Source organism: Ruegeria sp. (assembly GCF_965243365.1).
In the GTDB taxonomy this organism is placed as follows: domain Bacteria; phylum Pseudomonadota; class Alphaproteobacteria; order Rhodobacterales; family Rhodobacteraceae; genus Ruegeria.
Genome location: NZ_CBDEUW010000002.1, coordinates 1,279,513 through 1,305,921, shown reverse-complemented (window position 1 = coordinate 1,305,921; position 26,409 = coordinate 1,279,513). Strand labels below are relative to the sequence as shown.

Annotated in this window: 26 protein-coding genes; 14 read left to right on the top strand and 12 right to left on the bottom strand. The window is 57.1% G+C overall.

Annotated features, from left to right (window positions below; translation table 11 throughout):
* Positions 1–49 precede the first annotated feature (49 nt).
* Together ACP0GE_RS10135 and rbfA are read right to left on the bottom strand one after the other, a co-directional pair.
* Entirely contained in the window at positions 50–787 is a 738-nt protein-coding gene (locus tag ACP0GE_RS10135; protein WP_424831829.1) for a phosphodiester glycosidase family protein, read from the bottom strand.
* A complete protein-coding gene (rbfA, locus tag ACP0GE_RS10130; protein WP_424831828.1) occupies positions 784–1,179 on the bottom strand; it encodes a 30S ribosome-binding factor RbfA in 396 nt (131 codons plus the stop codon). Before rbfA ends, ACP0GE_RS10135 begins: the two co-directional genes overlap by 4 nt.
* 91 nt (positions 1,180–1,270) lie before the next feature.
* Between rbfA and dapB the strand changes: the two genes are divergently transcribed.
* Positions 1,271–2,080, top strand: coding sequence for a 4-hydroxy-tetrahydrodipicolinate reductase (gene dapB, locus ACP0GE_RS10125; RefSeq protein WP_424831827.1), 810 nt, complete (start codon positions 1,271–1,273; stop codon positions 2,078–2,080).
* Positions 2,081–2,179: 99 nt separating this feature from the next.
* Here dapB and ACP0GE_RS10120 read toward each other — a convergent pair whose 3' ends face one another.
* Entirely contained in the window at positions 2,180–2,362 is a 183-nt protein-coding gene (locus tag ACP0GE_RS10120; protein ID WP_424831826.1) for a DUF1674 domain-containing protein, read from the bottom strand.
* Positions 2,363–2,450: 88 nt separating this feature from the next.
* Between ACP0GE_RS10120 and ACP0GE_RS10115 the strand changes: the two genes are divergently transcribed.
* The 8 genes from ACP0GE_RS10115 (at position 2,451) to ACP0GE_RS10080 (ending at position 12,438) form a co-directional block, all read left to right on the top strand.
* Positions 2,451–3,710, top strand: a complete 1,260-nt coding sequence (locus tag ACP0GE_RS10115) for an RsmB/NOP family class I SAM-dependent RNA methyltransferase (protein ID WP_424831825.1) — start codon at positions 2,451–2,453, stop codon at positions 3,708–3,710.
* Positions 3,711–3,798: 88 nt separating this feature from the next.
* Positions 3,799–5,538: a heparinase II/III family protein gene (locus ACP0GE_RS10110; RefSeq protein ID WP_424831824.1), complete on the top strand. Its 1,740-nt coding sequence runs from the start codon at positions 3,799–3,801 to the stop codon at positions 5,536–5,538.
* A gap of 22 nt (positions 5,539–5,560) precedes the next feature.
* On the top strand, positions 5,561–7,150 hold the full coding sequence (gene purH, locus ACP0GE_RS10105; protein WP_424831823.1) for a bifunctional phosphoribosylaminoimidazolecarboxamide formyltransferase/IMP cyclohydrolase: 1,590 nt from the start codon (positions 5,561–5,563) through the stop codon (positions 7,148–7,150).
* Entirely contained in the window at positions 7,150–7,620 is a 471-nt protein-coding gene (gene lspA / locus ACP0GE_RS10100) for a signal peptidase II (RefSeq protein ID WP_424831822.1), read from the top strand. Before purH ends, lspA begins: the two co-directional genes overlap by 1 nt.
* A 50-nt stretch (positions 7,621–7,670) precedes the next feature.
* Complete coding sequence (locus ACP0GE_RS10095) at positions 7,671–8,186, top strand: DUF3035 domain-containing protein (RefSeq protein ID WP_424831821.1); 516 nt, start codon at positions 7,671–7,673, stop codon at positions 8,184–8,186.
* An 86-nt stretch (positions 8,187–8,272) separates the two neighbouring features.
* A complete protein-coding gene (locus ACP0GE_RS10090; protein WP_424831820.1) occupies positions 8,273–9,610 on the top strand; it encodes a M16 family metallopeptidase in 1,338 nt (445 codons plus the stop codon).
* On the top strand, positions 9,607–10,911 hold the full coding sequence (locus ACP0GE_RS10085; RefSeq protein WP_424831819.1) for a M16 family metallopeptidase: 1,305 nt from the start codon (positions 9,607–9,609) through the stop codon (positions 10,909–10,911). The genes ACP0GE_RS10090 and ACP0GE_RS10085 overlap by 4 nt, the downstream gene beginning before the upstream one ends.
* A gap of 198 nt (positions 10,912–11,109) precedes the next feature.
* Entirely contained in the window at positions 11,110–12,438 is a 1,329-nt protein-coding gene (locus tag ACP0GE_RS10080; protein ID WP_424831818.1) for a hypothetical protein, read from the top strand.
* Positions 12,439–12,487: 49 nt separating this feature from the next.
* On the opposite strand, the gene ACP0GE_RS10075 is transcribed toward ACP0GE_RS10080, so the two are convergent.
* Genes ACP0GE_RS10075 through ACP0GE_RS10055 form a run of 5 tightly spaced genes read right to left on the bottom strand, consistent with a single transcriptional unit; the run spans position 12,488 to position 18,204 of the window.
* Complete coding sequence (locus ACP0GE_RS10075) at positions 12,488–14,110, bottom strand: GMC oxidoreductase (RefSeq protein ID WP_424831817.1); 1,623 nt, start codon at positions 14,108–14,110, stop codon at positions 12,488–12,490.
* Position 14,111: 1 nt separating this feature from the next.
* Positions 14,112–15,506, bottom strand: a complete 1,395-nt coding sequence (locus tag ACP0GE_RS10070; RefSeq protein ID WP_424831816.1) for an SDR family oxidoreductase — start codon at positions 15,504–15,506, stop codon at positions 14,112–14,114.
* On the bottom strand, positions 15,503–16,768 hold the full coding sequence (locus tag ACP0GE_RS10065) for a glycosyltransferase family 87 protein (RefSeq protein ID WP_424831815.1): 1,266 nt from the start codon (positions 16,766–16,768) through the stop codon (positions 15,503–15,505). Before ACP0GE_RS10065 ends, ACP0GE_RS10070 begins: the two co-directional genes overlap by 4 nt.
* Positions 16,769–16,791: 23 nt before the next feature.
* Positions 16,792–17,175: a GtrA family protein gene (locus ACP0GE_RS10060; RefSeq protein ID WP_424831814.1), complete on the bottom strand. Its 384-nt coding sequence runs from the start codon at positions 17,173–17,175 to the stop codon at positions 16,792–16,794.
* A 15-nt stretch (positions 17,176–17,190) separates the two neighbouring features.
* The gene (locus tag ACP0GE_RS10055) at positions 17,191–18,204 is read right to left on the bottom strand and encodes a glycosyltransferase family 2 protein (RefSeq protein WP_424831813.1); all 1,014 of its coding nucleotides are present in this window, start codon (positions 18,202–18,204) and stop codon (positions 17,191–17,193) included.
* A 363-nt stretch (positions 18,205–18,567) separates the two neighbouring features.
* Between ACP0GE_RS10055 and ACP0GE_RS10050 the strand changes: the two genes are divergently transcribed.
* From ACP0GE_RS10050 to rfbA, 5 genes are read left to right on the top strand one after another with little or no spacing between them, the layout of a single operon-like run.
* On the top strand, positions 18,568–19,221 hold the full coding sequence (locus tag ACP0GE_RS10050) for a class I SAM-dependent methyltransferase (protein ID WP_424833834.1): 654 nt from the start codon (positions 18,568–18,570) through the stop codon (positions 19,219–19,221).
* A gap of 58 nt (positions 19,222–19,279) precedes the next feature.
* A complete protein-coding gene (rfbC, locus tag ACP0GE_RS10045) occupies positions 19,280–19,840 on the top strand; it encodes a dTDP-4-dehydrorhamnose 3,5-epimerase (RefSeq protein ID WP_424831812.1) in 561 nt (186 codons plus the stop codon).
* Positions 19,837–20,877, top strand: a complete 1,041-nt coding sequence (rfbB, locus tag ACP0GE_RS10040) for a dTDP-glucose 4,6-dehydratase (RefSeq protein ID WP_424831811.1) — start codon at positions 19,837–19,839, stop codon at positions 20,875–20,877. Before rfbC ends, rfbB begins: the two co-directional genes overlap by 4 nt.
* The gene (gene rfbD / locus ACP0GE_RS10035; RefSeq protein WP_424831810.1) at positions 20,874–21,728 is read left to right on the top strand and encodes a dTDP-4-dehydrorhamnose reductase; all 855 of its coding nucleotides are present in this window, start codon (positions 20,874–20,876) and stop codon (positions 21,726–21,728) included. The genes rfbB and rfbD overlap by 4 nt, the downstream gene beginning before the upstream one ends.
* Entirely contained in the window at positions 21,721–22,593 is an 873-nt protein-coding gene (rfbA, locus tag ACP0GE_RS10030; protein ID WP_424831809.1) for a glucose-1-phosphate thymidylyltransferase RfbA, read from the top strand. The genes rfbD and rfbA overlap by 8 nt, the downstream gene beginning before the upstream one ends.
* Positions 22,594–22,624: 31 nt before the next feature.
* On the opposite strand, the gene ACP0GE_RS10025 is transcribed toward rfbA, so the two are convergent.
* From ACP0GE_RS10025 to ACP0GE_RS10010, 4 genes are all read right to left on the bottom strand, one after another.
* Entirely contained in the window at positions 22,625–23,623 is a 999-nt protein-coding gene (locus tag ACP0GE_RS10025) for a glycosyltransferase family 2 protein (RefSeq protein WP_424831808.1), read from the bottom strand.
* A gap of 295 nt (positions 23,624–23,918) precedes the next feature.
* Positions 23,919–24,170 (bottom strand): hypothetical protein, encoded by a 252-nt coding sequence (locus ACP0GE_RS10020; protein ID WP_424831807.1) that lies wholly within the window; start codon positions 24,168–24,170, stop codon positions 23,919–23,921.
* Positions 24,171–24,483: 313 nt separating this feature from the next.
* Entirely contained in the window at positions 24,484–24,840 is a 357-nt protein-coding gene (locus ACP0GE_RS10015) for an SMR family transporter (protein WP_424831806.1), read from the bottom strand.
* 111 nt (positions 24,841–24,951) lie between these two features.
* Positions 24,952–26,388 (bottom strand): UbiA family prenyltransferase, encoded by a 1,437-nt coding sequence (locus ACP0GE_RS10010; RefSeq protein WP_424831805.1) that lies wholly within the window; start codon positions 26,386–26,388, stop codon positions 24,952–24,954.
* Between the last annotated feature and the right edge of the window lie 21 nt (positions 26,389–26,409).

Below are 26,409 nucleotides of genomic sequence, written 5' to 3'. Positions count from 1 at the left end.
CTTTTGCTTATGCGCCACAAGCAATCCGTTCACGATGAGGCGCATGGTTTCAATCCAACGCCTCGACCACACCCACGATTGGCCCCAGTGAAAAACCGACATCCGAGCGATTGCTTGCACGTTCATACATGCGAGAGATATTGCCATCGAAGAACAGCGCGTTCGGCGTTTTCAGAACGTCCCGGAACAGGCTGCCGAATTCGTGGAAAGTCACGTAATCTTCCGAGATCGCGAATACCGCGCGGGTGCCATCTGCGTTGGTGCCAACCCCGTTGCGGATATAGCGCGAAGTTGAATCGGGCAGGAAACGTGGGTGCAGTTCCCCGTCGATCACCAGCATCGGGCCGGATTGAGAAGCGAAGCGGCAGGTTGGTGCCTGATCGACGTAATCCAAGGTCTCAAACACGTCCGCCCGACCGTCGCGAATACAGAACACGCCATTGGGCAACAGGCCGAAATTACCGGGTCCGGCATTTGGGATCACGCGCATCTGCTCCTGACCCTCTTCGACATAATGGCCGACGGGCGAGCGGTCGTCGTGATACATGCCCGCATTCATCGCGAAGGCGAGCCGTTTGCCCTCGGGCTCCAGCGCCTCATTTACCGATGAAAAATGGCCCAGCACTTCGCCATTTTCATCGTTCAGAAACAGGCGCAGGTCGGCGGCAGAGGCGTCTACCTCGCAGACGGTATACCGCTTGTCCGCGTGAGTGACCTTTTCACAAGTCACCGCCGCGGCCTGCGCGGCCCACAGGACCGCGCACAAGGCAACAAGCGTGCGGATCACTCGTCCAGATCGCGGCGTACCGCGTCCTGGCTGAACATTCGGCGCGTGTCGTCCAGCCGGTCAAACGTGTCATCCAGACGGAACCGCAGATCGGGCGAGAATTTCAGGTTCAGCTTTTTGCCAATGACGCGCCGCAGTTCACCCTTGTTGCGGGCAAGCAGGTCGATCACGTCATCCTGCCCTTTGCCGCCCAAGGGCAGCACATAGGCGGTGGCGACCTTCAGATCGGGCGAGGTGCGCACCTCACCCACGGTGATTGACATGCGGTTCAGGTCGGGGTCGTGGACATCCCCGCGCGCCAGAACTTCGGACAGGGTGCGGCGGATCAGTTCGCCGACGCGCAGCTGTCGTTGGGACGGGCCGGGGCCATCGTGGAATTTGTTCTTTGCCATGCCCCCGATCTAAGGGCAAAGCAGGGCTTTGCCAAGCGGGCGCGAACCGGGTAGGAGGCTTTGAGCCGACTTAACGAAAAGGACCAGCGCAATGACCCATATTCCGGGGATCGTCATCACAGGGGCTTCGGGCCGTATGGGGCAGATGCTGATCAAGACCGTTAGCGAAAGCGAACAGGCGCGTCTGGTTGGCGTGGTTGAGCGCAAGGGTCATGACTGGATCGGTCAGGATGTGGGCGAGGCGATGGGTGGCCCCGCGTTGGGTGTGATCGTGACGGATGATCCGTTGGAGGCATTTGCGCAGGCGCAGGCGGTGATCGACTTCACAGCGCCTGAGGCGACGCTGGAATTCGCCGCGCTGGCCGCGCAGGCGCGGTGTGTGCATGTTATTGGCACCACAGGGATGACGGATGAGCAGATCGCCGCGCTGGAGCCAGCCGCGCGCCATGCGGTGATCGTGCGGGCGGGGAATATGAGCCTTGGTGTGAACCTGCTGGTGCAGCTGACCAAGAAGGTTGCCGCCGCATTGGATGAGGATTTCGATATCGAAGTGATCGAGACGCATCATCGTCACAAAGTCGATGCGCCCTCGGGCACTGCGCTGATGTTGGGTGAAGCCGCCGCCGAGGGGCGGGGGGTCAATCTGGCGGATGTTTCGGATCGGGGACGGGATGGCATCACCGGAGCGCGCAAGCGTGGGGATATCGGGTTTCACGCCGTGCGTGGTGGTGATGTGGTTGGCGAGCATGACGTGCTTTTTGCAGCGCCCGGAGAGCGGATTGTGCTGCGCCATCTGGCCTCAGACCGGGCGATTTTTGCCCGAGGCGCGCTGAAAGCGGCTTTGTGGGGGCAGGGAAAAGCGCCGGGTCAGTATGACATGGTGGATGTGCTGGGCCTGTAACCCCCTGGTTCCGTCCCGACGGACGGCCGACGCGAGGGGCCAGCCCCTCGCGCTCCCCGGAGTATTTGCAAAAAAGATGAAGGGGCAGCCCCTTTGGGCTCAGAAGTCGATGGCGATGCCTTTTTTCTCCCAATCGCCATAGCGGGCGGGGTCCGGACCGTCGCGCCCGCCAAGTTCTTTGGGCATTGTCTTGGCCTCGGCTTCGGCTTTGCGGCGACGTTCGTCCGCTTCGGCCAGGGCGCGCTGGGCGGCGGGGGGGATGTCTTTGCGTTTCTCGCTCATGACTTCGGGTTCCTTTCCGTACGCACGCTTGATATACGCCCTCGTCTGCCGGTGACAATGCGGGCAGAGGTCACATAAAGGCAAGACAATGTCGGATAACCCAACGGCGGCAAGGCGCAGCGCAATCTACCTGCTCGATCAGATTCTGGGCGAGGGGCGGTTGCTATCTGAATGTCTGGCCGCCGGGGCATTGGACCGGTTGGACCCCGAAGATCGCGCGCGGGCGCAGCGATTGACGTTGGAAACGTTGCGCGGGTTGGAGCGGGCGGATCGGTTGGTTGGTAATCATTTGAATCGCACACCCGCACTGACCGTGCACAACGCTTTGCGACTGGGCGCGGTTGAGCTATGCCACGGTGCCGCGGCGCATGGGGTGGTCAATTCCATGGTCGAGATTGTGGGGCGGTCCCGCAAGCACGGACGGCTGAAGGGGCTGGTGAACGCCGTTTTGCGAAAAGTGGCTGCAGAAGGCCCCGAGGCTTGGCCGAAGATGCGTGTGCCGCGCTTGCCGGAATGGCTGCGTGATCCGCTGGTCATGGCGTGGGGGGACGAGACCGTCAAAGGGATGGAGCAGGCGCATTTCGCAGGAGCTCCGTTGGATTTGACGGTGAAATCCGGCGCAGCGATGTCGGTTGGTGATCTGCTGCCGACCGGGTCGGTGCGGATCATTGATGCGGGGCAGGTGTCGGCTTTGCCGGGCTATGCGTCCGGGGATTGGTGGGTTCAGGATGCGGCGGCGGCGTTGCCGGTGCGTGTTCTGGCCCCGAAAGCCGGTGAGCGCATTTTGGACCTTTGCGCTGCCCCGGGTGGCAAAACCTTGCAAATTGCCGCTGCCGGGGCGGAGGTCACGGCATTAGATATCTCTCAGGGTCGGATCGAGCGGGTGCGCGAGAATCTTGAACGGACCGGTTTGACCGCACAGGTCGTCGTTGGCGATGCGTTGGAGCATCAGGGCCAGTATGACGCAATCCTGTTGGATGCCCCCTGTTCTGCGACTGGGACAATACGGCGTCACCCCGATCTGCCCTTTGCCAAGGATGGGTCGGAATTTGGTGAGTTGATCGAATTGCAGGCGCAGATGCTGAGCCATGCCTGGTCCCTGCTGAAGCCCGGTGGGCGGCTGGTCTATTGCACCTGCTCGCTGCTGCCAGACGAGGGGGAAGTTCAGATCGAAGACGCGGTACAGCAGCATTCTGATATGCAGGTGGACCGGAATGCCCTTGACGTGCCGGGAGTGGAAGAGGGCTGGATCACCGAAGAGGGCGGGTTGCGCTTGCGGCCGGACTACTGGCCGGATCGGGGCGGAATGGACGGGTTCTATATCGCCCGTCTGAACAAATCCGCCTAGGCGCACTGTTTTCGATGACTTGACGAACGGACCCGTCTATCGTTGGTTCAGACGCCGACAGAGCGTCGGGGGCAGAGTAACGAGCGTCATGTCACAATCAGACACCATGGCCAACCGATGGATGCGGTTTCAGAACCGCCTTTACGCGCGGCTGGCACAGCGCCGCAAAGCGGTGGCCGGGTTCGTCGGTCAGCCCGAACCACGCACTGTTGGCGCGTTCGCGCGCGGGCGACAGTTGGTGGCCGGAAACCTGTTGTTTGCGGGTTATTTGGTCGAGGCGGAAGACACCGACCTTTGGGATGTGATTGCTCCAAGCATTGATTTCGACAATGAGAGGCACGGGTTCGTCTGGCTGGACGATCTGGCCGCCGTCGGAGATATGCGGGCGCGGGAAAAAGCGCAGCGGTGGGTTTGGGGCTGGATCGAGGCCCATGGTCGGGGGCAAGGGCCCGGCTGGGCGCCGGATCTGACGGGCCGCAGGGTCATGCGCTGGATCAACCACGCCCTGTTCTTGCTGCGCGGGGTGGATGAGGCGCAGAGCAAGGCGTTTTTTCGGTCTCTGGCGCAGCAGACGTGGTTCCTGTCCAAGCGGTGGAATGCAGCCACCCCGGGCCTTCCGCGGTTCGAAGCACTGGCGGGGCTGGTGCAGGCCGGGCTGGCGCTTGAGGGGCTTGAGCAGATGGCCGACCCGGCACTGCGCGCGCTGGCGCAGGAATGTGATCGGCAGGTGGATGCGCAAGGGGGTATCCCGACCCGAAACCCCGAGGAATTGCTGGAAGTCTTTACGCTATTGTCCTGGACCTCGGCCGCGCTGAATGAAGTGGGGCGCGGCACGCCTGCAGGCCATACCGAGGCGATCAAGCGTATTGCCCCCACGCTGCGCAGCCTGCGCCATGCGGATGGGGCTTTGGCGCGCTTTCATGGTGGAGGGCGCGGTTTGGAGGGGCGGCTGGATCAGGCTCTTGCCCAAAGCGGCGTTAAACATCAACCAAGCGCAGGTCTTTCCATGGGGTATGCGCGGATGACAGCCGCGCGGACGTCCGTGATTGTGGATGCCAGCGCGCCTCCGACCGGGGCGGCTTCGTATAACGCCCACGCCTCGACCCTGGCGTTTGAGCTGACATCCGGGCGGCGACCGCTGATCGTGAATTGCGGGTCGGGGGTTACTTTTGGTCAGGACTGGCGGCGTGCGGGACGGGCGACGCCTTCGCATTCAACACTGTGCCTGGATGGGTATTCCAGCGCCCGGCTGACCTCGCCCGTCAAGGGCTCGGGGCGCGAGGCTTTGGTGGACGCACCGCAGGACGTACCGACCGATACCGAACAGGCCTTTGAAGGTGAGCGTCTGATGGTCGGGCATGATGGCTACACCAGAGTGTTCGGTCTGACCCATGCCCGCACCTTTGAGCTGCGCTTTGACGGGCGAGAGCTGATTGGTGAAGACATTTTGCTGACGGCGACAGACAGATCAAAACGGCAATTCGACCGCGCGTTGGATGCATCGGATCTGAAAGGGATTCCCTTTGATGTTCGTTTTCACCTGCACCCGGACGTCGATGCGGCGCTTGATCTGGGGGGGGCTGCGGTGTCCATGGCGCTCAAAAGCGGTGAGATCTGGGTGTTCCGCCATGATGGCACGGCAAAACTGTCAGTCGAACCAAGCGTTTATCTGGAAAATGGGCGTTTAAAGCCACGCGCGACAAAACAGATCGTTCTATCTGGCCGCGCAATGGAGTATGCGACGCGCATCCGGTGGACGCTCAGCAAGGCTCAGGATACAGCCTATGCCGTGCGCGACCTGCACCGGGACGAGCCAGAATTCGACTGACGCCAAAAGGACCTTTGGACCCATGACCGACCTTCACCCCGTGCGCCGCGCGCTGCTTTCCGTTTCCGACAAGACCGGGCTGATCGAGCTGGGCAAGGCATTGGCCGCGCGCGGGGTCGAGCTGTTGTCGACCGGCGGCACCGCAAAGGCGCTGCGTGATGCGGGGCTTGAGGTCAAGGACGTGAGCGAGATCACCGGCTTCCCCGAGATGATGGATGGTCGTGTGAAAACCCTGCACCCGATGGTGCATGGTGGATTGCTGGCTTTGCGAGACAATGACAGCCATGTGGCTGCGATGAATGAACATGGCATCGGCGCGATCGACCTGTTGGTGGTGAATCTCTACCCGTTCGAGGCGACTGTGGCGAAGGGTGCGGACTATGACACCTGTATTGAAAACATCGATATCGGCGGCCCGGCGATGATCCGGGCGGCCTCGAAGAACCATGCCTTTGTCAATGTCGTGGTTGATGTTCAGGATTATGATGCGCTGCTGGCCGAATTGGCGGCAAATAACGGGCAGACCTCTTATGCGTTCCGTCAGAATCTGGCGCAGACAGCTTATGCCCGCACCGCCGCCTATGATGCCGCCGTGTCAAACTGGATGGCTGACGCACTGGCTGCCCAGGCTCCACGCCGCCGCGCCTTTGCTGGTGAGCTGAAACAAACGCTGCGTTATGGTGAGAACAGCCATCAGCAGGCGGCGTTCTACACTGACGGTACGAACCGCCCCGGCGTGGCGACCGCCGTACAGCATCAGGGCAAGGAACTGAGCTACAACAATATCAACGACACCGATGCCGCCTTTGAGCTGGTGGCCGAATTCGATCCGGCGGAGAATGCGGCCTGCGCCATCATCAAACATGCCAACCCTTGCGGTGTTGCGAAAGGTGCCACGCTGCTTGAGGCGTACAAGGCCGCCTTCGACTGTGACCGCACCTCGGCCTTTGGCGGGATCGTTGCGCTGAATCAGCCGCTGGACGCCGAAACCGCGCAGGAAATCACCGGTATCTTCACCGAGGTTGTGATCGCGCCCGGTGCCTCTGATGAGGCCAAGGCCATCTTCGCCGCCAAGAAGAACTTGCGATTGCTGACGACCGAAGGCTTGCCCGATGTGACCGCAGGCGGCAAAACCGTGCGTCAGGTTGCGGGTGGTTTGCTGGTGCAGGACAAGGACAACGGCTTTGTCGGGATGGATGACCTGAAGGTTGTTACCAAGAAAGCACCCACTGACGCGCAGATGCGTGACTTGCTGTTCGCGTGGAAAGTTGCCAAGCACGTCAAATCCAATGCCATCGTCTACGTCAAGGACGGCGCGACCGTGGGCGTGGGCGCCGGGCAGATGAGCCGTGTCGACTCGGCCCTGATCGCGGCGAAGAAAGCCGAACGCATGGCCGACGCGCTGGATTTGCCGCAACCTCTGACAATCGGTTCGGCTGTGGCGTCAGACGCGTTCTTCCCGTTCCCTGACGGGTTGATGGAGGCCGCCGAGGCAGGCGCGACCTGTGTCATCCAGCCGGGTGGTTCGATGCGCGACGATGAGGTGATCGCCGCCGCAGACGAGGCCGGTCTGGCGATGGTCTTCACCGGTATGCGGCATTTCCGTCACTGATGCGGTCTCATGTATTACTCTGGGCCGCGCTGGCTGCGTTTCTGATCGACCAGATCAGCAAGTATCTGGTCGTTCACGTCCTGCGCGTGGCCGAGGGGAGCATTGACGTGCTGCCGTCCCTTCTGGTCTTCAAATACGGCGAGAATCGCGGGATCAATTTCGGGCTGTTCCAGGGTAACAGCGATGCAGCGCGCTGGGTTTTGATCGGAATTTCGCTGGTGATCTGCATCGGGGTTCTGATCTGGCTTGGCCGGACAGCTCCCACGAAACTCATGTTGTTGTGTGCGGGTCTTTTGATCGGCGGCGCGTTGGGCAATGTGGTGGATCGGCTGTTATACGGCTATGTTCTGGACTTTCTGAACATGTCCTGCTGTGGCATCAACAACCCGTATGTGTTCAACATCGCCGATGTGTTCATTTTTGCGGGCGCGTTGGGACTGGTGCTGTTTGATGGCAAAAAGCCCTCGTGACGCGCCGGATGTTATGCGATAAAAGCGCCTGAAACTGGCTGGAGACACTGATGCGGATGCCGCGCGCCATACTTGCCCTGACACTTGCCGCTGCGGTAGCGGGCTGCTCGGATATCGGCTTGCGCAATCTGCAGCCGCCCGGGCCGGGACCTGATGAATTCTCGGTATTGCCGGTGAAGCCGTTGACACAGCCGCAAGACTACGCGTTCCTGCCCGCGCCCACACCCGGTGGGGGAAACCTGACCGACCCGACGCCTCAGGCTGACGCGGTCATAGCGCTGGGTGGCAGTTCTGCTGCGCTGAACCCGAACACGGCGATTCCCTCTTCGGATGGCGCGCTTGTTACGGCGTCCAGCCGCTATGGTGTGCCCTCGAACACGCGCGAAGTGACTGCGCAGGAAGACGCGGAATTCCGCAAGCGCAAAGCCCGTTTTACCCGCCTGCGCCTGTTCCCGGTTGATCGTTATTCACAGGCTTACAAGCGACAAGCGCTGGATGCGGACGCTCAGAACGAGGCGGCGCGCCGCCAGGGGATTGAGACACCATCAGCCCCGCCCGGCGGATGAAAACTTCTTAACTTTCCGTCATCGGCCTTGAACCCGCGCAGCGTCACCGTAGTTTGAACACCATAAAACGAAACGGAGGATGCCCCATGGTTCGGGCCCTTGCATTGTCGGCTGCCCTGTTTGCCACCCCCTTGTTGGCCAATGAAGGCCACGAGGCGGTCACTACATTCACGCTGGATAACGGCATGGATGTTGTTGTGATCGAGGATCACCGCGCCCCCGTCGTACAGCACATGGTGTGGTATCGTGCTGGTTCGGCTGACGAACCCGTTGGGTCATCCGGCGTGGCGCATTTTCTGGAACATCTGCTGTTCAAAGGGACCGATACGCTGGCCCCGGGTGAATTTTCGGCCACCGTCGCCGCCAACGGAGGCAATGACAACGCGTTCACCTCTTACGATTACACCGCCTATTTCCAGCGCGTCGCGGCCGACCGGCTTGAACTGATGATGCGGATGGAGGCGGACCGGATGCGCAATATCCGGCTGTCCGATGAAGATATCGCAACCGAACGCGATGTGATCCTGGAAGAACGCAATCAGCGTACCGAAAACAACCCTCGCGCCCTGTTTGGCGAGCAGATGAACGCCGCGCAGTATCTGAACCACCGCTATGGTGTGCCGATTATCGGCTGGAAACACGAAATGGAAGAGTTGGATATGGAGGACGCCCTGTCCTTCTACCAGACTCACTATGCGCCTAATAATGCCATTCTGGTGGTCACCGGTGATGTGGAGCCTGATGAGGTCAAAGCGCTGGCGGATCAATACTATGGCGTGATCCCTGCCAACCCGGACCTGCCGGAACGTGTGCGGTCTCAGGAACCTCCGCAAACGGCCGAGCGGCGCTTGACCTATAAGGACCCACGGGTTGCTCAGCCTTATGTGCAACGCAGCTATCTGGCACCGGAACGGGATGCCGGAGCACAGGAAAAGGCTGCGGCGCTGTTCCTGCTGGCCGAACTGCTGGGCGGCAGCACCACGTCCTATCTGAACGAAAAGCTGCAATTCGAGCAGCAAAAGGTCGTTTACACCGGCGCGTTCTATCGGGGCGTATCTTTGGACGATACGACCTTTGACCTGCTTGTTGTTCCTGCCGAGGGCGTGTCGCTGCAAGAGGCTGAAGAGGCCATGGATCAGGCCGTTGCAGATTTCATCGCCGAAGGTGTGAACGAAGAAGATCTTGACCGGATCAAGATGCAGTTGCGGGCGTCGCAGACCTATGCGCGTGACAATGTGGATGGCATCGGCAATCGCTATGGCCGCGCCCTGACCAGTGGTCTGACGGTCGAAGACGTGCAGGCCTGGCCCGATATTCTTCAGGCGGTGACCGGCGAAGAAATCATCGCGGCTGCCCGAGAAGTGCTGCAGCCCGAAACATCCGTGACTGGCTGGCTGATGCGCGACGATGAGGTGACGCAATGAAACAGCTTTTCGCAACCCTGATCGTCTTCGTTATCGCTCTGCCCGCATGGGCCGAGATTCAGATCAAAGAGGTCACCTCACCCGGCGGGATCACCGCTTGGCTGGTCGAAGATCATTCGATCCCTTTCACCGCACTTGAACTGCGGTTTCGCGGTGGTACATCGCTGGATGATCCGGACGCGCGTGGCGCGGTTTATCTGATGAGCGGCCTGATCGAAGAGGGCGCGGGCGATATGGATGCGCGCACCTATGCCCGCGAACTGGAGTCTCTGGCGGCGTCGTTCGGTTATCGCGCGACCGATGATTCCGTTGCGATATCGGCACAGTTTCTGACCGAGAACCGCGAGGATGTAATCGATCTGCTGCGCACCACACTCCACGAGCCCCGCTTTGATCAGGACGCAATCGAACGGGTCCGCGCGCAGGTTCTGTCGGGCTTGCGGTCGGATCAGACTGACCCCAACGATATCGCCGGTCGTAGTTTTGCGGAAATGGCCTATGGCGACCACCCTTATGGGTCGGACGGTAAGGGGACCATTGAAAGCGTCTCAGCCCTGACGCGTGACGATATCCTTGGGGCCTATGACGGTGTCTTCGCCAAAGACCGGCTGTATGTCGGGGCAGTCGGCGACATCACAGCCGAAGAACTTGGTGCTATACTTGATAAGCTGTTGGCGGACCTGCCGGAAACCGGGAAACCGATCCCCGAGAAGGCGGACGTAAACATTGCGGGTGGCATTACCGTGGTTGATTTCGACACGCCGCAATCTGTTGCCCTGTTCGCGCAGCGGGGGATCGACCGGGATGATCCGGATTTCTTCCCGGCGTTTTTGCTGAATCACATTCTGGGTGGTGGCGGTTTTGAAAGCCGTCTGATGCAGGAAGTGCGGGAAAAACGGGGCCTCACATACGGTGTTGGAACCTATCTGGTGCCCAAGGATCTGGCCTCGGTCTATATGGGCTCGGTGTCATCGGCCAATGATCGCATTGCCGAAACCGTTGAGGTGATCCGTAACGAATGGTCCCGTGCAGCCGAGAAAGGCGTGACTCCGAAAGAGCTGGATGACGCCAAAACCTATCTGACCGGTGCCTATCCGCTGCGGTTTGACGGCAACAGCCGGATCGCCGGGATCATGGTCGGGATGCAGATGGAAGGCCTGCCGATTGACTACATCGCCACCCGCAATGACAAGGTAAACGCTGTAACATTGGAAGATGTAAACCGCGTCGCGTCGGAGTTGCTGGACCCGGAGGGGCTGCATTTCACGGTTGTTGGCAAGCCTGTCGGATTGGATGGATAGCTGACTTCTTGCCGGTGGGCTAAACGGTTAGTCGTGAACAATGGCGATCCCGGTGAGAGACTGAACCAGAAAGGGCGACATTTGCGCCAAATGTTTGCCCTTTGACAAAGTAGCTGCACAACATAAGGATAGGTTTTGGGGGCCTGATTTGGCCTTCTGGTTCTGTTTGTGCGTTAGTTACTTGGTTTGAGGTTTCAGATGTTCCGGCGTTTATTCAGCGAAATCGCCCATGATATTCCCGATGATCGCCGGGTATTGTCTCAGAACCTGCGAACCTTCGTAAATTGGCTGGCCGTGCGCCGCGTTGATCTGGGCATTTCCGCCCTTATTTGTGTCGTCAGTGGGGTGATGTACGCGTTGCTTGCCCTTCAGATCCCCCCGGCGCTAATCGACCCCGCACGCGAAGCATGGGTGTGGTTCGAGGCCGATTTGATCCGCGTTCAGGATATGATGGTGGACCGGTACGCGAATAATTATCGAACAAACGTTCATCCCCTGCAGCCGATCGTGATGTTCCCGTCCACAAAGGCTTTGATGCTGCTTGGCTTGTCCGAACGGCTTGCGGCGATCGGTTCGCTTTCAGCAGCAGCAGGTCTTTGGGCCGGGGTTCTTTTTGCGGGATTTCGCGGCCTGGGGCTTTTTCGCCTGGACGCCATCATTTTCACCGTACTTGGAATGGTTTCCAGCGCCGCAATCTTTTGGATGACCGTTCCAGAAGCGTATGCGTTTGGCGCTTTGACAGTCACAATCGCTCTGGCCATGGGGATTCTCATCCAGCGTGGAACGGTGCCACAGATCATTCAATCGCTTTCGACGGTCGTGGCGTTTTCGATCACAACCACGAATTGGATGGCAGGTATTTTGACTGTTTTATCCGCCAACCACTACAAACGCGCTGTCCGTATACTGGTCGACGGGTTCGCAATTGCGACGGCGTTGTTTGCGGTCCAGAAAGTGGCTTTTCCAAGCGCAAATTTCTTTGTGCCTCGCATGAAGCAAGAGATGGAGTATGTGTTCAACGAACTTGCGGGCGGCAATCTGGACAAGCTTCGCGCGTTCTTTGCGTATTCAATTTCCGTACCAGACGTGCCGTTTCTGGATAACCCGACCTTTCCGGAATGGATGCGGCTGACTGTTCAGTTCACGCCTCTCACCGCGCTGACTTGGATCGGTGTGATCGGCCTTGTGGCATGGGCGATTGTATTTGTCTTTGGTCTTGTCACGGCCGTTGTCAAACCCGGTCCGAACAAAGTGATTGCGCAGGCGTTGGTCTATTATCTGCTGTTTCAGGTCCTGCTGCATCTTTTCTACGGCGACGAGACATTTCTGTATTCGCTGAACTTTGTCCCGGCGATGCTGTTGCTGGCAGGTTTTTCGGTTCTTGGCCGGGCGCGACCCGTGTTCCTGACCGTTGCGGTCGTTGCCATACCGTTTTTGGCCTACAACAACATCTCGGAATACCTGCGCGTGACGTCAGATTTGCAGGCTCACGCCGATGCGTTGCTGCAAGGCACGGTTGGAGACTAGTGGCGCTGACTTCAACGGCCGTCTAAGCCTGCATGCGCTGCAGAGTAATTCAGAACGCCTGCGTGGCGACCCGGGTTGCATTTGCCATCAATGTAAAGGTCAGGTTCTTCGACGGCAGTGCCGGAAAGACTGAACCATCTACCACGAAAAGATTGTCAAAATCGTTCGACTGACAATCCCGGGTGACGGTGTGTTCTCCGCCATTTTCCGAGATCGGCAGTGTGCCAGAGTAGTGCACGCTGGCACCGGGTTTCCGAATCTGGATCATGCCGGGAACCAATGGGGCCCCGAGATCACGCATGAAGCGCTTCAACCGTGACAAAGCATCAGAGATTTCGCGGTCCTGGCCTTTGGGCGAGGCATAAGTCAACGACAGTGCGGGCCACCCCTCCACGTCTTGCCGTGGATTAAGCGTGGCATAGCTTTCCGCGCGCCGGGTGTCGTCAAAGTTCAGGTTCACGACCCCAAGTGCGGACCGTATCGTTGTGAAAATCTGACGCCCGGCACGCATGCCCAGCGGGACCTGCGCAATAACCGGATGGGCACTGCCCGTTGTCATGGTCGTGACTTGCGCGTGGACAAATTTTTCGGGGCTTTCGCCCTCCAGGCCGATGGCAAGTTGGTGGTACTGATAGGAAGACGGATCATAAGACCGCCCCAGCATGGACAGGTTAAGGAACGGGGCAAGGATCTGCTGGTTATCCATAAGCCCGGGCAGTTTGATGATTTCTCGGCTGGACTTGTAAACCGTACGCAGAAACAGATTGGCGCTACTCAGCGTTCCAGCGGCAAGAACGAAGGCGTCACCGATGATTTTTTCCTCAGTGCCGCCAGCGGCATAAGTGACGACATTTTCCAGTGACTTTTGTGCGGTCACCTCGAAGTGGCTTGCAAAGCGGTTTGGGACATAGGTGAAACGCGGGTGTCTCATAAGCGAAGCGAGTGTCAGAGAGGGAGTGTAGAACGCCCCGTTGGGGCATCCCCACAGACACCGGCCGCACTCGGTGCATGCCTTCCGGGAGCCAAGATCAGCTGACAATGCGGCCTGACGCGAACGGCCCAAACGTATGCCAGGGTGCTTGCTGCCAAGCTTGTTGCGCCGGGATTCGTACTTTTGAAGCAGCATCGCGCTGCTTTTGTCCAGCGCGATGGGGTCCATCATCCCGTCATGCACGGGATACCAGTCGGCCAGATCGTCGGCCTTTCCGCCAATACCAATACGTTCAGCCACTTTTGCATAATGCGGCGCCATGTGGTCATAACCGAACCCAAATGCGCTCAGGTCATCATCATTCAGCGTATAGGCACCGCCGGTCCAGCATTCCGCCAGACCCCCAGCGGCAAAGGACACAAGTGAGGACAACCCATGTGTTTGCATCCCAAATCGGGGCGGGTGATCAAAGACATAGTCTTTGGACGCCGGCAGCCCATAATACTCCTCATCCTGATCGGGATTGGCGGCGGGCAGGCTAACGGCCTCATATCTTTCACCCAGAAAATAGCTGACAGGATCGGGGTGCGTGGCCTTCAGATCGTAGAACCCGGCTTGTGGCAGAGGTTTCTCGTGCCCGGTTTTGCCGACATCGACCATTGTCACGTTATGCCCCCGTTCCAGGGCGGTCTGGGCAAAGTGAACACCGCTGGGGCCAGATCCTACAACGACGATATGCATGTCACTTCGGGCCGCGTGCGGCGGCAGGTTTGGATCGGCCGAGCCAAATGCGTGTGGGCATGAGAATAAGGGCTCCGACCACGGTCGCCATAACAGACATTAGTCCAACGGCAGCAAGCCGGAAAAAGGCCCCACCAGCGCCGATATCTGGGGCGTCGTCAAATGATCGATGTGTCTGGACGTCATTCTCCAATATCGCGGCGCACAGAACCTGCCGCCGCCGCAATACACCATGCCGGTGGAACAATCCGCAATACCCGTCAACCAGCCAAAGCCTCAGCCCTCCGCGTCGCGCAAGAGATAGTGTCAGTTGATCAAAACGGTTGCCTTCCTGATCCAGTCCGAGCGTTTCTAGTGCTTTTGCATAATGCGCAATTGCCGCTGAACTGGGCGATAATCCTGACATGTGTTTGCCCAAGGTTTCCGCCTCGGCCCGGGCGTCCTGCGGTGCGGTTCTAGGGGCGTCGGCCACACCATGTGTATCGTCGGTATCCTTTGGCGGTGGCGTGCCAATCTGATCGTCCAGTTTCGCCATTTCGGACCTCAAGGCATGAACCAGCCAATTGTCCGCGATGGTCGAGTTGTTGCCGAAAACTGCGAATTGCCCGGCGGTGGCTGGCATGACATTTCGGGCCACAGGCTCCAACAGGGCCAGGGGCCACTGCACCAACCGCAGCGGTAGCTTTAGAAAACGTGGTGAACGGCCAAAATGCAGCTGCGCGATCCTTCCCAGCAGATCCCGCATCGACACGACGTCCGGGCCACCAAGGTCCAAAGTTTCCCGATCAAACGCGTCACGATCCAATACTTCTGCTATCCCACGCGCAACGTCCTGAACCGCGATCGGTTGCACACTGACGTCTGTTCCTTTTTGCGGTAGCGGAACGACGGGCAAGCCGGCCAGGGTTCCCAGCGCATCTGCAATGGGGGAACCTGGTCCAAGGACAAGGGTGGGACGAAGAACAGTGTATGTCAGGTCCGACGCGGCAAGCTCTTGTTCCGCTAGGGCTTTGGCCTCGGAGTACGGGTAGAACGACTTGTCTGCATATCCAGCCGCGATAGTGCTGACGAAAAGGAAGCGTTTGATACCCTTTTCTGAGCAGGCCGAGATCAGATCTTTGGTGGCTCGACGATTGATCCGTTCATGGTCCTGCCTTGAAGCCTTGCCGGTCAGCGCGCCCAGGTGGACAACGGCATCCACCCCGTCAAGCGCCGAAAGGTAGCTGGCCGGATGGGTCAGGTCACCGACGCAAATCTCAACCTGATCGGGAAACGCGGAGGATTGTTTGGCGTCGCGCAGCAGAACGCGCAAACGCCATCCTTTCGCAATAAGCACAGGCACCAATCGTTGGCCGACGAACCCTGTTGCACCGGTCAGGAAAATCGTGCCGGTCATGTCACAACGGATCGATCAACGGCTTGTCGGTTCAGTTGCTGCGTGACCGAAATTACCGCAAGCAGGAAAATGATCGCACCAATTGTCGCCAGCCGGGAACTCGGAAAAATCTCAACCTCTGGGACGTGAAAGGCCCAGACATCAGCCAGATTCTCAGAGCGCCAGATCAAAAGTGCACCACATAAAGCAAGGGCTGAGCTGACCCACCCCCCCAGAAACAGCATTGCCAGAGGGACGGCGATCAATACAAAATCATAGATATGTAGTGGGGCCAGCGCGACAATCACTGCGCTTGTCAGCCCAAAAATCTGCCAGGCCAGGACCTGATCGTCTTCCGAGCGGGCCACGCGGGCTGGGCCGACGCAAAGCGAAAGTATCACAGCCAAGGTCACAACAGTGGCGATGGGGTTCCCGATATCGATATCCGCAATCTCCCAGATTATCAGCCGGATGCCGGTCATGGATTGCGGTAGGTTGGCGGCGGTAAACCCGTCATAAGCCCCGAGATTTTGCAAGAAATGAAAGATCGCCCCTGGCGCGGTCACCAGTGCCGGTATCATCAGCAGAACTGACAGCACAAACGATATTGCAACCACCTTGCGCGATCTGTGATCAAGCAGCAGAAGCAATATGGCAATCGGACCGCCAATCTGAGGTTTCAGAATGACCAGCGTCAGGCCTATGGCCTCGAGAAACAGCCGTTGGTTGATCCGCCCCCACAGCATCAGTGTAATTCCAAAACCCGCAATCAGAGTGGTTTGACCGACTGAAAACAGGATTGCCGTGGCTTCCAAAATGGCCATTAGAAAAAACAGTGCACTGAACACCGGCAGGAAAACCATTCCCCCAAAACGGCTTGCGACACTCTGGCTAAAGCTGGAAAAGGTTGAGATCAGGGCGCTGGACGTCATCCCGCAGATAGCGATTACCAGAACCAGCCCGCAGATGTTCCACGCAACATTCGCCGCATGCAAGCCGAGCGTTCCGAAGGGCGTGGCAAAGGCCCACCACGTCGGGGGATAAACCCACATGATGGGTACATGGCCTGCCTCGATTTTGGCGGCCCCGGTAGCTTCGTAGGTGTCACCATAGGGGTTTACCCCATCAAGCCACATATCCCCGGCCAGCCAGATATATCGGAAATCAAACCCCGGAGAACCAGCAAGTTGTTGAATTTTATAAAGTAAGTAGGCGACTCCAAGGCCGCACATCAACAGGCAAACACCCAAAACCACAGGGCGGGGGATTGTGTGCTGGGGCATGGCCACTCTCTGCAAGTCATCCATCAAAAATCACCATCACTAAAGGCCCAGATCTTGCTCATGACGTAGGTGAACGTCGGCACAATCGCGATCATCACAGCCAGAGAGGCCCAATAAGGTTGGCCGAGCATATCTGAGACGGTGAACACGATGATCTGGTTCAGAAAAAGATTGATGACCGAAATGACAAAGAATTTCGGCATCGAAGTCTGAATACGTCCGGGGGACCGAAAGGAATAATTCCGGTGGCCAAAATAAGAAACGAAGAATGCCACCGAATAGGCGACAAGGTTTGCATTGAAGGGGTCGAGCCCGGCGAAATGATGGGCCATCAAGCCGACTGCGACATGGACCGCTGTCACGATCCCGCCTGTCACGACAAATGTTACAACGCTTCTGACTGACATTTCGTATAGCCCGCCCTACTGCGCCGCGTGTTGTGATGAGGCGATCCCACTGGGCAATGCCAGGTCATCCGGGTCGTTGTCAGAGGTTGAAACCTCTCCTTGCCGGACGATCTCTTCGACGATGAACAGGGGCCGTTTTTTGGACTGAATATAGAGCCGCCCCAGATACTCGCCGATCACACCCAGAACCAGAAGTTGCCCGCTGCCAAGGATCAGCACAACCGACATCAGCGTCGTCCAACCTTGAATGGCGATACCGGTCAGATAGCTGTAGGCCGTATAGGCAAAGAAAAAGAGACCCAGAAGCGCGCAAATGAAACCAAGGTAGATCGATAGACGTAGGGGAACGATCGAAAAGCCGGCAATGGCATCCATGGCAAAGCTAAGCATCTTGCGAATTGGGTATTTTGTTTCACCGGCAAACCGGGCAACCCGGGTATATTCCAGCGGTACTTGTTTGAAGCCGACCCAGCTGACCATGCCGCGAATGAACCGGTGCTGTTCCGGCATCTCGTTCAGCACGCTTAGGGCGCGTCGACTGATAAGACGGAAATCCCCGGTGTCCTGCGGGATGTCGATATCAACCAGCATGTTGAGGAAGCGATAGAACAGGTGGGCAGAAAAACGTTTCGAGTGTGTTTCGCCCTGCCGCTCGGTCCGTTTGCCATAGACGACATCAGCACCGTCATCCATCAAGCGCATCATGTCCGGCAGAAGCTCAGGTGGGTCTTGAAGGTCTGCATCCAGGATCAGGATGCGCCTGCCACTGCAAACTTTCAAACCAGCGGTCAAAGCCAACTGGTGGCCAAAGTTTCGAGACAGGAAAACGCCAATGATCGACGGGTGTTCATCGCTGAACTTGCGGATCAGCGATCGTGTCTCATCCCGCGAACCGTCGTCAATCAGGATAAATTCGAAGTTCTGACCAACGGTTTCACTGCAAACAGCAAGAACCCGCCGCACCAGTTCCGGCAGCGACTCCTCCTCGTCGAAACAGGGAACAACGACTGATAATAACGGAGCACTCATTGCACAATGTAACCCTAAAATCAGGCTTCTATCCTAGAGCATATCTTCGGCAAGCAAAGAACTGTCAGTCGAATGTTACATGAAAAGGGGATATCTCAAAGGTATTAGATACATTGCGCACCATTCGGTGGGATTGTTGCTGTTTGATGGAAGTTAACGGCTCAATGGTTGGGTGCAGAGATGCAAGCTGCTATTGATTTTGTGTCTGAAATGGCTGCAGGACGGAATTCAAGCTTTCAAAAGGGTTGTATGACGAATGCAGCGCAAACAGTTCACCCTGCCAAGTGGGTCGTTCGCAGTGTTGTTTTCTGTCGGCCTGATCGATAATATCCAGCGAAGGTTTTTTGTAACAAGTTGAAAAATATGGAAAACATTCAAGTCCGCGAAGACTATCACGCATTGGTCCGCGAGGACGTTTTAGACTTGGTGCCACAGGGGCAAAATACGGTTCTGGATATCGGTGGCGGCATCGGGGCCTCGGCCGGCTACCTTAAAGATGCGGGAAAAGCCGAAAGATACGTTGTTGTCGACTTGGTGGCTGATGCAAAGCACCCAAGCGTGGACGCGGCCTATTCCGGCAATCTGGAAGACTCGTCGCTTTTACAAAAGATCGCGGAAGAGCAGGGCGCCTTCGATGTCATCCTGTGCCTGGATGTTTTAGAACATTTGACCGATCCTTGGTCCATCATTGAGACCTGCCACAAAATGCTGAAACCGGGCGGTGTAATTGTTGCGAGCGTTCCAAATGTCAGGAATCACCGGCTGGTGATCCCGCTGGTCTTCAAAGGGCGCTTCAACTACGCCGAAAAAGGCATTTTGGATCGCACGCATCTCAGATGGTTTGTCCGCGAAACGGCGATAGGGCTGATGACGGGGTCTGGATTGAAGCTGGAACATATTCAGGGACAGTTTTATGGCCGCCGAAAAAAATTGGTGAATTGGGTGACATTTGGTTTGCTCAGGAATTTCATATATTTGCAGTATTTTATCCGGGTTCGGCGCGATCCCTCAGAATGACCTGACAGCCGAGAGTGCGGGTGCTATTTGGTTAATTGGTTAAAAGGGTAATGAGGATATGCAGATCGAAGAGACAACCTTGCCAGGTGTCTTGGTCCTGACGCCCAAACGGCATGGGGATGCACGCGGGTTCTTTTCGGAATCCTGGAACCGCAAGACCCTATGCGAGAATGGGATCGATTTGGATTTCGTCCAGGACAATCATTCGCTTTCCGCCAATCCAAACACGCTTCGCGGCATGCATTATCAGTCTCCGCCGCACGCTCAGGACAAGCTGGTAAGATGCGGCAAGGGGGCTTTGTTCGATGTCGTTGTGGATATCCGGAAGGGATCACCGACCTACCACCAAGTGTTCGGTATTGAATTAACGGCAAAGAACGGCAGGCAATTATTGGTTCCCAAGGGCTTTCTGCACGGGTTTGTCACAAAAGCACCGGATACTGAGATCTGCTATAAATGCACCGATTATTATGCGCCTGATTGCGATGGTGCCGTGCGGTGGGACAGTTGTGGCATCGACTGGGGTTTAAACGCCGCGCCGATTTTGTCGGACAAGGACGCTGCGGCCCCCGCTCTGACCGAATTCGATAGCCCGTTCTATTGGGAGGGCACAGCATGAAGCTTTTGGTGACAGGCGGTGCGGGCTTTATTGGGTCGGCTGTCGTGCGCCGGGCGATCCGGAACGGGCATCAGGTGATCAATCTGGATGCGCTGACCTACGCAGCTTGCCTCGCAAATGTGGCAGAGGTGTCCAACGATCCGAACTACACGTTTATAAAGGCTGACATTCGTGATCGCGCTGCCGTGGATCAGGCGCTGGCCGAACATGCCCCCGATGCGATCATGCATCTGGCGGCGGAGTCTCATGTGGATCGGTCCATCGACGGGCCGGGGACATTCATCGAAACCAACATCACCGGTACCTATACCTTGCTTGAGGCCGCAAGAGGGTTCTGGGACCGACAGAGCCGACCCAATCACTTCCGGTTCCACCATATCTCGACCGACGAAGTTTACGGATCGCTTGGCGCGACGGGCCAGTTCACCGAAGAGACGCCTTATGATCCCCGCTCGCCCTATTCAGCCAGCAAGGCCGCCAGCGACCATCTGGTGCGGGCGTGGCACGAAACCTATGGTTTGCCGGTGGTGCTGACGAATTGTTCGAACAACTACGGCCCCTACCATTTCCCCGAAAAGCTGATCCCGGTGATCATTCTGAATGCTCTGGAGGGCAAGCCTCTGCCAATCTATGGCGATGGGTCCAATGTCCGGGACTGGCTATATGTCGAAGACCACGCCGAGGCTCTGTTGTTGGTGGCCCAAAAGGGTCAGGTCGGACGAAGCTACAATATCGGCGGTGAAAACGAATGTTCGAACTTACAGCTCGTGCAGACGCTCTGCGGTATTCTTGACCGCTTGCGTCCCGGACCGTCGCCTTATTCCGAGCTGATCACCTTTGTAGAAGATCGCCCGGGTCATGATGCTCGTTATGCCATTGATCCGACCCGCATCCGGCAAGAGTTGGGGTGGCGGCCATCGGTCACCGTCGAAGAAGGTCTTGAACGCACGGTCCGGTGGTATCTGGACAATGAACCGTGGTGGCGGGGGCTGCAAGACCGCGAAGGCGTCGGGAAACGACTTGGTGTGGGCCAATGACCGTTCTGGTTTTCGGCCAAACCGGTCAGGTTGCACAGGAGCTGGCAAAGTTTGACGATGTCACTTGCCTTGATCGATCTGCCGCTGACCTGACGCGGCCAGACGAATGCGTTGCTGCGATCCGCTCGACGGGCCCAACAGCCGTTATCAATGCTGCGGCCTATACCGCGGTGGATCGCGCGGAGGAGGAGGAAGCGCTTGCGACCCTCATCAACGCCGAGGCTCCTGCGGCAATGGCTCAGGAATGTGCCGCAATGGGTATTCCGTTTGTCTCTGTTTCGACCGACTACGTGTTTGACGGATCCGGGCAAGCCGCGTGGAAGCCGGATGACAAGGTCAATCCGCTGGGTGCCTATGGGCGAACAAAGCTGGCGGGAGAGCGGGGAATAACCCGCGCGAAGGGCTGTCACGGCATTCTGCGCACGTCTTGGGTTGTGTCAGCGCACGGCAACAATTTCGTCAAGACAATGTTGCGGTTAGGGGTCGAACGTGCCGAATTGTCGATCGTCGCCGATCAGATTGGGGGGCCGACACCCGCCCGCGATATTGCAGCGGCCTGTATTTCAATGGCCGGGGTGTTGGCGAAAGACCCAAATAAATCAGGCATCTACCACTTTGCCGGCGCGCCGAATACCAGTTGGGCCAAGTTTGCCCGCGAAATTTTCGATCAGGCCGGAATCCAGTGCGATGTGAATGAAATTCCGTCAAGCGACTATCCCACCCCCGCACAACGGCCATTGAATTCCCGCCTTGATTGCTCCTCACTGGAGACAAGTTTTGGTATTAGCCGCCCTGATTGGCGGCGGGGTTTGAGCGATATTCTAAGAGATCTGGAACAGCATCATGAGTAAACGAAAGGGCATCATATTGGCGGGGGGATCCGGCACTCGGCTCTACCCGATCACCATGGCTGTGTCGAAACAGCTGCTGCCGCTTTATGACAAGCCAATGATCTATTACCCGCTTTCCGTGCTGATGCTGGCCGGAATTCGCGAGATCTGCGTGATCACCACCCCACAGGATCAGGACCAGTTCAGGCGTACCTTAGGGGATGGCAGCCAATGGGGCGTGACCCTGGACTATGTTGTGCAGCCCAGCCCCGATGGGTTGGCGCAAGCATTCGTTCTTGCTGAAGAGTTTCTGGCCGGTGCGCCCGCTGCCTTGGTCCTTGGTGACAATATCTTCTTCGGGCATGGTCTGCCAAAGCTGTTGGCAGCGGCCGACAGTCATGCATCTGGCGGGACGGTGTTTGGCTATCATGTGGCGGATCCCGAAAGATATGGTGTGGTTGCGTTTGATGCCTCGGGGCACGCGCGTGAGATCATAGAAAAGCCAGAAACCCCTCCATCAAATTACGCTGTAACGGGGCTGTATTTTCTTGACGGAACCGCGTCAGAGCGCGCGAAAAAAGTTCGCCCATCTGCGCGCGGCGAACTTGAAATCACCGATCTGCTGCAGATGTATCTGGAAGAGGGCCAACTGAGGGTAGAAACCATGGGGCGGGGATACGCCTGGCTGGATACCGGCACCCATGCCAGCCTTTTGGATGCAGGTAATTTCGTGCGCACGCTGGAAGAACGTCAAGGCCTGCAAACCGGCTGCCCGGAAGAGATTGCGTGGCAACAAGGGTGGATCACGGATGAGCAGTTGCGTGAACGGGCACAAATGTTCGCCAAGAACGAGTACGGCGCCTATCTGGACGGGCTGCTGAAGTAGCTGGTCCGCGAGTGGTCAGATTCTGTAGTGATCAGGTGTTGGCGTCCTCGTCCGGCTCGATCCCGTGACTGCTTTCAACAATATACAGCGGACGATTCCGGGATTCCTCGTATAGTCGCCCCAGATATTCCCCTATGACGCCAAGAACGACGAGTTGCAGACCGCCGATCAGAAGAACGGCAACCATCAAAGAGGCATAGCCTGGAACGTCCACGCCATGGATCATGGTGCGCAGCATCAGGAACAAGCCGTAAACGATCGCAGCCAAGGCAGTCAGAATTCCGATGTACCCGGCTATTCTTAAAGGGACCGTGCTGAACCCCGTAATGCCGTCCAAAGCAAAGTTCCAAAGCCGCCAGTAGTTGAATTTCGTCTCGCCCGCAGCGCGTTTTGGTCTGTCATAGGCAACATGCGCGTGCCGAAACCCGACCCAGGCAAAAAGCCCTTTCATGAAACGGTTTTGTTCGCGCAATTGAACTATGGCGCGCACCACGCGTTGATCCATCAACCGATAGTCGCCGGTGTTGGCGGGAATAGGTACGCCGGAAAGCCTGTTGATAACCTGATAGAACTTGGCCGCTGACCAGCGCTTCATCGCAGTATCAGAGTCGCGTTGACGTCGAACGGCATAGACAACGTCAAAGCCTTCACGCCATTTTTCAAGGAAGGCCTCGATCAGCTCGGGCGGATCCTGCAAATCAGCGTCTATCGGTACAACGGCCTGACCCTTTGCAACATCGAGTCCGGCGGTCAAAGCGATCTCTTTCCCGAAATTTCGGGAAAAGTTCAGCACTTTGATGCGATTGTCACGCTGGTGGGCATCGTTCAGAAGGTCGGCGGTTCGATCTGTGCTTCCGTCATTGACACAGATAATTTCATAGCTTTCGCCCAGATCATCCAAATATGTCCCAAGACGCTCAAACAGGATGGGCAGCACGTCTTCTTCGTTGAACATTGGCACAACGATACTAAGCGTCGGAACGCTTTGATCGTGAATAACTGGCCGATGTGTAGATGTAAGCTTGTTCATGTTCGGCGGCGCGATAGTGCGCGTATTACTGTTTTGACTTGTGACCAAGTGAGCATGCCTCGGCGCTGTGTTCAAAGGAATTCACGACCCTTCAAAATTTTTCCTATAATTGCGGCAGTTTAGAGCCACCAATCAGACTAAAATTCCAGACATAGCGGACGTGTCCGGAACCACATTGTGCCGTTACCAGACTAAAGATGATCAACTTAGACAGGGTTTTGAATGGGAACGACAATGCACAAAGTTGTCGCAGATTCTGCGGCTGTGACTTGGAAACTGCAGTGAAGGCAGCGGCTTAGGACACCAATGGGCTTTGCTGTTTCTGCGTGCGAGCTTTAAACAATTTGACGCTGACAATGGCAAGAATTGCCATCAGAAGGAACATCCAGCCCGCCATCATGTAAAACCCCAAGGCCATCGACAGAGAGTACCCGGAAAACAAGGCTATTCCACCGGCGCTCAGGCCGACAAGAATTGCAATTCCCAGTAACCCCATCATTTCTTCTAGCCCTCCGGTTCTGACCCCATCCGCCTTAAACTTTGCCATCGGCGGCGACTATTCCTCGGGAAGATATCCCTGGTGAATATTCGGCGCCTCAATCGTGGCAAAATTGTGAACCACCTTGGGTTAAAGTTTGGTTATTTCCCTGACTGTTTTTTGCCTTGCTGCTCATTAACACTGCCTGCCCCCATAGGCTGGGAAGCTGGGTGGCATTCTTCAGTGATTCTTTTGCTCAGGCAATGCGAGACATAAATGGCTATAAAAACGTGCAAATGTCCGCTTGTTTGGCCAAAAACTACCGAAATGTGGCCAAAAAATCAAAACTTCGCGTATGCTGTCGGGCGCCCGAACCCCGACGTCAAACCTGTTTTACCTGCGACAGGATGATTACGCCGGTCACCACAAAGCCGACTCCGACAATTTTCTGCCAGTTCAGGGTCTCTGAGAACAAAAAGTAACCGACGACAAGAATACCCACCATCGCCAACCCTGTGACGGCGGGATAGGCAACACTCAGCTCAAGCCCTCGGATGGCGACGATGAAGCTGCTTAGCAACAGCAAGCCGCTTATCAGACCGGCCCATGCCCAGGGAGACACCAAGAAGGCGCGAATATCGACCGGTCCGGCAAGCTGCTGTACGGCCAGTTTGAACGACACGTTGGTCAAAACGTTCGCGCAGACGGCGACCAGTAGGGCAGACCAGTAGAATGACATATGTGTTCTCCTTCGTTTTCGATCTTTAGACTGCACGATGGCTAAGACGACCGCGGCGGTTCCTTGTCTGTTGGCAGGTTCACCATCCCAGCGCCCGCTCGGCTGCATTCATCATAGGGCGAGGTATTTTGCCGCCAAAGTGCACACTACAAAAGCGGCCCCAATCATGAGGCTAATTCTGTCCCGCAGGGCATACAGGACCGGATCATCAGAAATTTTACCGCGCCGGGCGCCAACCCAGATGCGGTTGCCCCAATACAAAAGCAGCAGGCACAGCAGCCACAAAATCTCAGGTGTTCTGTAAAACCCCTGCACCTCGGGGCTGTTGATATAGAGCGCCAGAATAACAACGGCGGCGGTGATATTCGCGACGCCTAGGCCGAACATCGTTTCACTGTCCGCGTGGGAGTAGTCGCGGCCATGGACCTTGCTGTCAATTTCCGGTGCTGCGGCCACTTCGACATAGCGTTTCAGGTAACCCAGGCTGACGAAGATAAACATCGAGAACGCCAATAGCCAGGAAGACAATACGATGCCGGTCGCAGCCGCCCCCGCGATCACGCGTATCGTATATAGCGAAGCCAGAACCATCACGTCTGCCGTTGCGATCTGTTTCAGCCAGAACGAATACGCCATCGTGATCAAAAGGTAGGCGAACAGGACGACCGTAAACACCACAGGCAAGAACACCAAAGACAGAAAGAATGCAACGACAGGCAAAGCCACCGCGCCGACCACGCCTGCTTGCAGGGACAGGTCACCCGATGGCAATGGACGGTACCGTTTGCTTGCGTGCTTGCGATCGGCTGACAAATCGACCAGATCGTTCAGAAAATACACGCCCGACGCGCAAAGGCTGAAGCAGAGGAAGGCCAGAAGTGCAGCAAGTACCCCGGACATCGGCAGTGATACCTGAGAGGTAAAGAGAGGCACGAAGATCAGTGCATTCTTCGCATATTGATGGGGGCGCATCGATCTAAGAAAGGCAAGCCACAATGGCGGTCGCGACGCGATCACTTTCTCGGCCGTGCCCGACGCTCGGGCGGTCGCCACATCAGATTTCGGCGCATTGACGAATATACCGGACGCAGCAGCGGCCCAGATCGGGCTATCGGCGGTGCTGTCTCCGGCATAGGTAAACGCATCTTTGTCGGTTGAATCTTGTATCGCAGCCAGTTTGTTGCGGCCTTTCAGGTTGCGATTGGAATCGGTTGCCAAAACAGAGTCGAACAAGCCCAGATGGTCAGCGACCGCATCCGCATATCTGCGGTGTGAGGCTGTTGCCAGTATCAACCGCCTGCCGCGTTCCTTCTGCTGTCTGAGGTAGTCCAAAAGAGGGGTTTCAAAAGGGAGCGTTCCGACGTCGAAACTGACCTCATGCGCGATGCGTTCCTTGGCATAGGGAATACCCCTGAGCAGCCAGAAGATCACAGAAAAGATGTTAAGCGGATTGCTTTTGAGGAACAGAAGGATAGCCTCGACAAACAGATCGGTTCTGATCAGAGTCCCGTCCAGATCAACAAAAATTCTTTCCGGCTTGTCACTCATTACTATCGTTCGACTTTTGAT

What these genes read in the sequence shown, in the direction of transcription:
- rfbA (WP_424831809.1), top strand. Translation starts at nt 21,721, where the DNA reads ATGAGTAAACGAAAGGGCATCATATTGGCGGGGGGATCCGGCACTCGG.
- purH (WP_424831823.1), top strand. Translation starts at nt 5,561, where the DNA reads ATGACCGACCTTCACCCCGTGCGCCGCGCGCTGCTTTCCGTTTCCGAC.
- rfbD (WP_424831810.1), top strand. Translation starts at nt 20,874, where the DNA reads ATGACCGTTCTGGTTTTCGGCCAAACCGGTCAGGTTGCACAGGAGCTG.
- ACP0GE_RS10015 (WP_424831806.1), bottom strand. Translation starts at nt 24,840, where the DNA reads ATGTCATTCTACTGGTCTGCCCTACTGGTCGCCGTCTGCGCGAACGTT.
- ACP0GE_RS10095 (WP_424831821.1), top strand. Translation starts at nt 7,671, where the DNA reads ATGCGGATGCCGCGCGCCATACTTGCCCTGACACTTGCCGCTGCGGTA.
- ACP0GE_RS10020 (WP_424831807.1), bottom strand. Translation starts at nt 24,170, where the DNA reads ATGGCAAAGTTTAAGGCGGATGGGGTCAGAACCGGAGGGCTAGAAGAA.
- ACP0GE_RS10055 (WP_424831813.1), bottom strand. Translation starts at nt 18,204, where the DNA reads ATGAGTGCTCCGTTATTATCAGTCGTTGTTCCCTGTTTCGACGAGGAG.
- ACP0GE_RS10085 (WP_424831819.1), top strand. Translation starts at nt 9,607, where the DNA reads ATGAAACAGCTTTTCGCAACCCTGATCGTCTTCGTTATCGCTCTGCCC.
- ACP0GE_RS10110 (WP_424831824.1), top strand. Translation starts at nt 3,799, where the DNA reads ATGTCACAATCAGACACCATGGCCAACCGATGGATGCGGTTTCAGAAC.
- rfbB (WP_424831811.1), top strand. Translation starts at nt 19,837, where the DNA reads ATGAAGCTTTTGGTGACAGGCGGTGCGGGCTTTATTGGGTCGGCTGTC.
- ACP0GE_RS10075 (WP_424831817.1), bottom strand. Translation starts at nt 14,110, where the DNA reads ATGCATATCGTCGTTGTAGGATCTGGCCCCAGCGGTGTTCACTTTGCC.
- ACP0GE_RS10090 (WP_424831820.1), top strand. Translation starts at nt 8,273, where the DNA reads ATGGTTCGGGCCCTTGCATTGTCGGCTGCCCTGTTTGCCACCCCCTTG.
- ACP0GE_RS10070 (WP_424831816.1), bottom strand. Translation starts at nt 15,506, where the DNA reads ATGACCGGCACGATTTTCCTGACCGGTGCAACAGGGTTCGTCGGCCAA.
- rbfA (WP_424831828.1), bottom strand. Translation starts at nt 1,179, where the DNA reads ATGGCAAAGAACAAATTCCACGATGGCCCCGGCCCGTCCCAACGACAG.
- ACP0GE_RS10050 (WP_424833834.1), top strand. Translation starts at nt 18,568, where the DNA reads ATGGAAAACATTCAAGTCCGCGAAGACTATCACGCATTGGTCCGCGAG.
- ACP0GE_RS10010 (WP_424831805.1), bottom strand. Translation starts at nt 26,388, where the DNA reads ATGAGTGACAAGCCGGAAAGAATTTTTGTTGATCTGGACGGGACTCTG.
- ACP0GE_RS10080 (WP_424831818.1), top strand. Translation starts at nt 11,110, where the DNA reads ATGTTCCGGCGTTTATTCAGCGAAATCGCCCATGATATTCCCGATGAT.
- ACP0GE_RS10120 (WP_424831826.1), bottom strand. Translation starts at nt 2,362, where the DNA reads ATGAGCGAGAAACGCAAAGACATCCCCCCCGCCGCCCAGCGCGCCCTG.
- ACP0GE_RS10115 (WP_424831825.1), top strand. Translation starts at nt 2,451, where the DNA reads ATGTCGGATAACCCAACGGCGGCAAGGCGCAGCGCAATCTACCTGCTC.
- ACP0GE_RS10060 (WP_424831814.1), bottom strand. Translation starts at nt 17,175, where the DNA reads ATGTCAGTCAGAAGCGTTGTAACATTTGTCGTGACAGGCGGGATCGTG.
- dapB (WP_424831827.1), top strand. Translation starts at nt 1,271, where the DNA reads ATGACCCATATTCCGGGGATCGTCATCACAGGGGCTTCGGGCCGTATG.
- ACP0GE_RS10065 (WP_424831815.1), bottom strand. Translation starts at nt 16,768, where the DNA reads ATGCCCCAGCACACAATCCCCCGCCCTGTGGTTTTGGGTGTTTGCCTG.
- lspA (WP_424831822.1), top strand. Translation starts at nt 7,150, where the DNA reads ATGCGGTCTCATGTATTACTCTGGGCCGCGCTGGCTGCGTTTCTGATC.
- rfbC (WP_424831812.1), top strand. Translation starts at nt 19,280, where the DNA reads ATGCAGATCGAAGAGACAACCTTGCCAGGTGTCTTGGTCCTGACGCCC.
- ACP0GE_RS10025 (WP_424831808.1), bottom strand. Translation starts at nt 23,623, where the DNA reads ATGAACAAGCTTACATCTACACATCGGCCAGTTATTCACGATCAAAGC.